Below are 6747 nucleotides of genomic sequence, written 5' to 3' on the forward strand. Positions count from 1 at the left end.
CCCCCGTGGGGGGCCCCCGGGCGCCGGGGGCCAACCCCCCCCAACCCCCCCCCCCCCTCGGGGGGCGGCTCCCACCAACTTAGCCCAGGAATCTCGCGCTGACTTCCAGCGACCTGAGCAGGCCGCCGGCCAGCCCGGCCTGGAGGAGCACCGCGCTGAGCGCGTGCGCCAACGCCACGGGCAGCAGGGCGCGGCGGTGGAAATACCACCAGGCCCAGCCGAATTCGGCCACGAAGCACAGCTGCATCAGCAGGCCGTTGGGGGTATGCAGCAGGGCGAAGGCCAGGGCGGTGAGCGACACGGCCAGCGGACGGGGCAGCGCCCTTGCCAGCAAGGCACCGACGACCGCCAGCATCAGCCACTGCTGGAACAGGGCCCAGCCGACGTATACGGCCACGCGCCCCAGTAGCGGCCACGAAGGGGCGTGACCGAAAAACACCACGACGCAGAGGGCCGCGGGCACCGCCAGCAGCGGCCAGCCGGCGGCGCGCCACGTGCCGAACCACTGCCAGCGCGGAAGGACGCGAGTGGCATCGAGGTAGAAAGCGTAGGCCGCGCCCGCCACGAACATCACGACGCCAGGTGGGTCCGGCCGGTCCGAGAGCCCCAGTCCCGCGATGAACCAGAGTGGACCGATGAGGACGAGCATGACGTCGATCAGGTCGCGCAAAGGGGCGGGAGGACGGAAGCCGCTGCCCGCGCGGATGGCCGGCGCCGACGCAGTCCCGGCAGGAGTCACCGCTACAGGCGAGCCCGCGGCCGGAACGGGCCGCTGTCGATGTCCCCGCAGGGCCGATCCCACGAAGGCGCAGAGCAGGAGCAGGTAGGCGATGGGGGATACCCAGGGTAGCCACGCATGTGCGGGGCTCGCCACCGTCCCCGAGCCGAATGTCACCAGCGGGTCGGCCGCGCGGGCGTGGTCGCGCCATGCGAGCAACCCTTCGGCCGAGAGCCGGGCGGGAAGGGCGCCGACCGGCGGCTGGATCGGGCCGCTTCCGGCTATCAGCGACGCCTCGTGCAGGGTGAACGTGGCCGCGGTGGGGAGCCTCACCTCCAGGCGCAGCATGGCCGCACGGGCGGGCGGCGTGACTGGTCGTCCCGCTGCGTCGGTCCAGTCGAGGCGATCCAGTGGAAGGAAGGCAGGCAGTTCACCGGCGGCCAATGCGCCGAGCGTGGCGCGCCGGATCGGGCCGGTCAGTGTTTCCCGGGTCACCCAGGCGTAGTCGCCCGGTGCGGAGGCTTCCGCATGGAGCCGTAACCGGTCCAATCGCATCAGGTCCGCGGGCCGGGCCAGGGGCAGGCCGATCTCCATGGCGGAACCATCCGTGGCGCTGAACGCCAGTCCGTCCAAGGCGAGCTCCAGGCGTCCGGCACCGAACGCGCGGCCGGCGACCACGTCGTCCCGTTCGCGAAAGCGCCATGACCAAGGCGACCCACCCGCGGCGAAGGCGGCTCGATCGGTCGCGCTTTCGCTTTCGATCGCCGCACGCACCACGGTCGCCGCGAATCGCGGCAAGGCGAAGAGCGAGGCGATCGTCAGGATCGCGCTCACCAGGATCGCCCAACGAGCGCTGCCCCAGCGCATCTCAGCGGTCCAGCAGAGCCTCGACCCGGGCGGCGCAGATGAAGTCGTTCAGGGAGAGGCCGCCGACATCGTGGGTGGACCACAGCACCTGGCAATGGCCGTAGCCCGCTTCCAGGTCCGGATGATGGTCTTCCTGGTTGGCCATGAAGCCCACCGCGTTGATGAAGCCAAGGGTGTGGTGGAAGTCGGGGAAACGGAAATCCTTGACGATGGCCTTGCCGTCGGCGGTGACGGTCCAGCCGGGCAGGCTGGCCAGGTGACCGTCGATGGCGGCGTTGTCGAGCGCGTGCTCCGCGCCCTTGCGCGGTTGGCAGTGCCGGGTGGCGAGCGGGGAAAGGGTCATGGTGTATCCATCCATCCTGAGAATGCGCGAAGCGTCCGCGCTGGCGGTTGAATTGTCAAAAGACGACGCCCAACTGGAAAGCGTACTAAAATGGTGCTGATTACCCCGGAGCCATCATGATCGACATTTCCGAACGCGCGCAGGCACATTTCCAGCGCCTGCTGGCCCAGCAAGGTGACGAGGGCCTGGGCATACGCTTGCGCGTGGTCGCGGCGGGTACGCCCTCCGCGCAGTGCGAACTGGAATTTTGCGGCGCCTCGGAACTCACCGGCGACGAGTGGACGGTCGAGTGCGAGGGCTTCAACCTGTACGTCGACGGCGAGAGCATGCGCTGGCTCGATCCCGCCAACATCGACTACGAGACCACCCCCACGGGCAGCCAGCTCAACATTCGCGCACCGCGGATCAAGGGCGAGGCGCCGGGCGAGGGTGCCGGGCTCGTCGAGCGCGTGCAGTTCGTGCTCGAGTCGGAAATCGCACCGCAGATCGCCTCGCACGGCGGCCGTATCTCGTTGGTGGAGGTGACGGCCGAGGGCGTGGTCGTGCTGCGCTTCGGTGGCGGTTGCCACGGTTGCGGCATGGTCGACGTGACGCTGAAGAACGGCGTGGAGAAGACCCTGCGCGAGCGTATTCCGGAGATCACGGAAGTACGCGACGCCACCGACCACGAGACGGGCGAGAAGCCCTACTTCGCCCGCGCGGCCGGATAAGGCGCCAGGGCGGTCATTCGCCCTGGATGTGGTGCTCGAGGCCCTGCAACTTGGTCGGCATCGTGGCGAAGTAGGCCGAGACGTCATCGATATCCTGGTCGGACAGCGTGGCGGCGAAGCCCTTCATGATGGCGTTGTCGCGGCGGCCGTCCTTGTACTCGTGCAGGGCCTGCGCGAGGTAATCGGCATACTGGCCGGCAAGGCGCGGGTACTGCGGGTCTACCGCGTTGCCGTCCTGGCCGTGGCAGGCCACGCAGGTGGCGATCTTGGTCTTGCCGCGCGCGGGGTCGCCGGCAGCGAAGGTCTGGGTGGCGGCAAGCGCGAGAAGCGCGCCGATGGCAATCAGGGAAAACCCACGGATCATCGTTCGTCCTCGGCGGCTTACTTGGCGAGACTGGAAAGGTAGGCGGCGATATCCGCGATTTCCTGGTCGGACATGCTTTGCGCCTGGGCGCCCATCGTCGGGTGCTTGCGCTCGCCGCTCTTGTAGGCCTTAAGGGCGTTGACGATGTATTGCTCGTTCTGGCCGGCGATGTGCGGCACGTGGTACTCGGGGTATGCGTTGGCATAGCCCGGCACGCCGTGGCAGCCATTGCAGGTATAGACGAGTGTGCGACCCTTGGCCTTGTCCCCTTCGGCATGCGCGGCGGATGCGGCGCACAGAGCTACGGCGATCAGTCCAACCAGATGCAGACGCTTCATTAAGTGTTCCCTGGGTGCCGGGCGGGGCCGGGGTTGAATAGCCGTCGAAGTATAGAGGCGTGTCGCGACGGCGGACAACTCGGGAGGGGCGGGTGTCCTCAGAACAGGCTGCGGATGATGTGGATTCCCGCGATGTATTCGCCGGCGATGGTGCCGATGCTCACCAGGAAGAAGTTGAGCAGGGTGCGCGCCACACGGTTCTTCCACCAGCCGGTCCAGTGGGTGATGTCGTCGCGCAGGCGTTCGAAATCGAGCACGCGCGGCTTGCGCACCCAGGCTTCGGCCATGGCGCTGATCGCACCGGACGGAATGCCAGGGCGGAAAGGCTTCAGCGGCGCGGCGACGAAGGCGGCGACGATGGACAACGGGTGTGCTCCAGCGATCAGCGCGCCCAGCGCCGAGAGGCCGCCGGTGAGCAGGATCCAGTTCTTCAGCGCGTCCACGCCGAGGCTCGGACTGCGATAGAAGGCATAGCCGATCGCGGCGAAGATCCCCAGCACGAGCGCGACGGCAAGAATTTTCGGCCATTTCGACGCGGGTGGCGTGACCGCGAGATCGTCGGCGAGCGCCCGTGCGTCCCCGTGCTGATCCGCCAGCTGGGCGCTCATGCCCTTGAGATGACCGGCGCCGATGACGACGAGTACCTTGCGGCTGGGCGCCGAGGGGTCCATCGCCGCGCCGTTCTCGCGCAGCTTCGCCGCCATGAATTCGTCGCGCTCGGCGATGAGTGCGTGGTAGAGCGGCGCGGAGCCGCTGGCGAATTCGCTGAACGCGCTTTCGAGCAAGTCGGCCTGCTTCAGCTTCTCGATGTCGGCCTCGGCGATCTCCTCGCGCTCGAACACGCTGCCGAGCATGCCGGCCATCAAGCCGAAACGCTGGAAGAAACCCACGCTGCGCCACGCTCGCTTGAGCGTCGTGCCCACTTCGCGGTCGACCAGCCACACCGGAATGCCTCGCGCGTCGGCGCCGTCCATCGCGGCCTTCATCTCGGCGCCGGGCTCGATGCCGTACTGCGCGGCCAGGCGCTTCTGGAACGAGCCGAGCACCAGGCTGGCCGCGACCATGCCTGCCTTGCCCTGGCGGATGACCTGGAAGAGGTCCATCTGCTTGAACGCTTCCGGATCGCGGATGCCGTGCGCGCGGCTCGGGCACAGCTCCACCGCCACGGCGTCGAAGTGCTCGGTTTCCAGCAGCGCATCCACCGCCTGCACGCTGGCGCGCGACACATGCGCCGTGCCAAGGATGACGTACTCGACGCCTTCGCGCGTCATGCGCTCGATGGGTTGGCCTTCCAGGGCGGCGGGCAGGGTGACGTCGTTCTCGGCCGGAATCATTCGCTCGGTGGTCCTTGGGGGTGAGATCAGTCGCGGAAGCGCTTGGTGAGGTCGCCGTAAGCGTCGATGCGACGGTCGCGCAGGAAAGGCCAGATGCGGCGCACATGCTCGCTGCGTTCCATGTCGACATCGCAGACCAGCAGCTCACGCCCGTCGGTGCCGGCCTGGGCGAGGAACTCACCCTGCGGACCGGCGACGAAGCTCGAACCCCAGAACTGGATGCCGCTGCCGACGTTGGAGGGATCGGCCTCGTAACCGGTGCGGTTGCACGAGAGCAGCGGAAGCCCGTTGGCGACGGCATGGCCGCGCTGCACGGTGATCCATGCCTCGCGCTGGCGGGCCTTCTCCTCGTCGGAGTCGTTCGGGTCCCAGCCGATCGCGGTGGGATAGAACAGCAGGTCGGCACCGGCCAGCGCCATCAGGCGCGCGGCTTCGGGGTACCACTGGTCCCAGCACACGAGCACGCCGAGCTTGCCGACCGAGGTCTGGATGGGATCGAAACCGAGATCGCCCGGCGTGAAGTAGAACTTCTCGTAGAACGCCGGATCGTCGGGAATGTGCATCTTGCGGTACTTGCCGGCGATCTCGCGGGAGCGGTCGAAGACCACGGCCGTGTTGTGGTACAGGCCGGTGGCGCGCTTCTCGAAGATCGAAGCGACGACCACGAGCTTGAGTTCCTCGGCGAGCTTGCCGATGCGATCGGTGCCCGGACCGGGAATGGTCTCGGCGAGGTCGAATACCTCGACGCTCTCGCGCTGGCAGAAGTACGGGCCGTTGTGCAGTTCCTGCAACAGCACGAGTTCCGCGCCGGCCTTCGCGGCCTCACGCAGTCCCGCCTCGATGGCATCGAGGTTGGCGTCGCGGCTGCCACGGTCGGTTTCCTGGAGGAGGGCGACCTTGAGGGTCTTGCGGGTCATGGACGTCTTTCCTCGCGCGGCACCCGCCGCGCATGCATGGGTGGATTACCGGCTGATCGCCGCGGGCAGCTGCATGGTGATGCAATGCAGGCTGCCGTTCTGCCAGATAAGCGGACGGCACGGCACCTGGACCACTTCGCGGCCCGGATGCGCCGATCCGATGATCCGCGCCGCCTCGTCGTCGACACGGTCTCCGTAGGCCGGGACCAGCACGGCGCCATTGACGATCAGGTAATTCGCGTAGGAAGCCGCGAGGCGGCGGCCCTCGTCGATGATCGGCCGGGCCCACGGCAGCGGATGCAGCGGGTAGGGCTTGTCCTCCGGTGTCCGCAACTCGGCCAGTTCCGAGGCCATCTGGTCCAGTTCCTCGAAATGCGGATCGCTCTCGTCGTCGCACGCCTGGTACACGATGCCGCCGTCCTCGGAGAAACGCGCCAAGGTGTCGATATGGGCGTCGGTGTCGTCGCCTTCAAGATAGCCGTGCTCCAGCCACAGCACGCGATCCGCGTGCAGGGTGGTGGCGAGGGTATCCGTCATCGTTTCGCGGGAAAGGTCAGGATGGCGCTGGTGCAGGCACTTCCAGGTGGTGAGGATGGTGCCGCGGCCGTCGCTCTCGATGCCGCCGCCCTCCAGGGCCCAGTCGATGCGCTTGTGCGGCAGGCCGGCGAGGACGCCGCGCTCCAGCAAGCCGGAAATCAGCGCGTCGTCCCGTTCCGCACCGAACTTGCCACCCCAACCGGTGAAGCGGTAGTCGTTGAGCAGAACGCCGTCCGCGCCGGTGAGCGTGATCGGGCCGGAGTCGCGCAGCCAGGTGTCGTCGTAAGGCAATTCGATGAAGTGCACGCGGGCCATGTCGGCGCCGGCCTTTTCGATGGCCAGCCGGGCGCGTTCGCGCAGGGCCGCATCGGCGACCACGATGTGCAGCGGTTCGAAACGGGTCACCGCGGTGGCCAGGGCGACGTAGGTGGTCTCGACGCCGTCCAGGCGATCGGCCCAGTCCGTGCCCGCGTGCGGCCACGCGATCAGCACGCCGGCCTGCGGCTCCCATTCGGCGGGCAGGCGGTAGGAAGAACGGTCGGTCATGGCGAGGGCAGGGCAGCGAGGGAAGCCGGCTATTGTAAGGGTTCCCGGTTACCGCTGTCTCATATACACATCT

The 6747-nt window shown here is 67.9% G+C and carries 8 protein-coding genes; 1 reads left to right on the forward strand and 7 read right to left on the reverse strand.

Features of this window, described 5'->3' with window-relative positions; translation table 11 throughout:
• Positions 1-79: 79 nt before the first annotated feature.
• Together ACR9ZJ_RS18500 and ACR9ZJ_RS18505 are read right to left on the reverse strand one after the other, a co-directional pair.
• Positions 80-1585, reverse strand: a complete 1506-nt coding sequence (locus tag ACR9ZJ_RS18500; RefSeq protein WP_481288586.1) for a CPBP family intramembrane glutamic endopeptidase — start codon at positions 1583-1585, stop codon at positions 80-82.
• 1 nt (position 1586) lies between these two features.
• Positions 1587-1928, reverse strand: coding sequence for a 4a-hydroxytetrahydrobiopterin dehydratase (locus ACR9ZJ_RS18505; protein ID WP_481279904.1), 342 nt, complete (start codon positions 1926-1928; stop codon positions 1587-1589).
• A gap of 116 nt (positions 1929-2044) precedes the next feature.
• Here ACR9ZJ_RS18505 and ACR9ZJ_RS18510 point away from each other — a divergent pair, with 116 nt between their 5' ends.
• Positions 2045-2638, forward strand: coding sequence for an NfuA family Fe-S biogenesis protein (locus ACR9ZJ_RS18510; protein WP_481279905.1), 594 nt, complete (start codon positions 2045-2047; stop codon positions 2636-2638).
• Between the two features lie 13 nt (positions 2639-2651).
• Here the strand turns inward: ACR9ZJ_RS18510 and ACR9ZJ_RS18515 are convergent, their stop codons facing one another.
• From ACR9ZJ_RS18515 to ACR9ZJ_RS18535, 5 genes are all read right to left on the reverse strand, one after another.
• The gene (locus ACR9ZJ_RS18515; protein WP_371023219.1) at positions 2652-3002 is read right to left on the reverse strand and encodes a c-type cytochrome; all 351 of its coding nucleotides are present in this window, start codon (positions 3000-3002) and stop codon (positions 2652-2654) included.
• Positions 3003-3019: 17 nt separating this feature from the next.
• A complete protein-coding gene (locus ACR9ZJ_RS18520; protein ID WP_306850501.1) occupies positions 3020-3340 on the reverse strand; it encodes a c-type cytochrome in 321 nt (106 codons plus the stop codon).
• Positions 3341-3438: 98 nt separating this feature from the next.
• A complete protein-coding gene (locus ACR9ZJ_RS18525) occupies positions 3439-4674 on the reverse strand; it encodes a TraB/GumN family protein (protein ID WP_481288587.1) in 1236 nt (411 codons plus the stop codon).
• A gap of 26 nt (positions 4675-4700) precedes the next feature.
• Entirely contained in the window at positions 4701-5591 is an 891-nt protein-coding gene (locus tag ACR9ZJ_RS18530; protein WP_481279907.1) for a carbon-nitrogen hydrolase, read from the reverse strand.
• A 45-nt stretch (positions 5592-5636) separates the two neighbouring features.
• On the reverse strand, positions 5637-6674 hold the full coding sequence (locus ACR9ZJ_RS18535; protein WP_481288588.1) for an agmatine deiminase family protein: 1038 nt from the start codon (positions 6672-6674) through the stop codon (positions 5637-5639).
• Positions 6675-6747: the final 73 nt, after the last annotated feature.

It is taken from the genome of Luteibacter sp. KNZ12-1A (assembly GCF_056755675.1).